Annotated in this window: 1 protein-coding gene; it reads right to left on the bottom strand. The window is 70.7% G+C overall.

Going from position 1 to position 273, the window contains the following annotated elements; all coding sequences use genetic code 11:
* On the bottom strand, positions 1–273 hold a 273-nt coding region (locus tag AC1RQI_RS17200), incomplete at both ends, for a hypothetical protein (protein WP_481905831.1).

The following is a 273-nucleotide window of genomic DNA, read 5'->3' as shown; positions in this document are numbered from 1 at the left end:
GGTGGTGGCCGGCAGCCCGGCCGCTTGCAGGCGCTGTGCGATCAGCGCAGACAGCACATATTGCTCGGCGAAGGTCTTGGCGCCGACCACGTAGCGCCCATGCGAACGCGCGATCGCGGGCACCAGCGTTGCCGCGATCAGGGCGGCGATGCCGAGGCCGCCGAGCGCGGTGCGGATGCGGCTGCGATTGCGCAGGCCGTTCTCGATCAGCGCGAGCAACTGGTCGACGACGAGCGCCAGTGCGGCGGCGGCGAAGCAGCCGAACAGCACGAA

The organism is Salicola sp. AFF1, from assembly GCF_056783195.1.
This window is presented reverse-complemented; position numbering and strand designations above follow the sequence as displayed.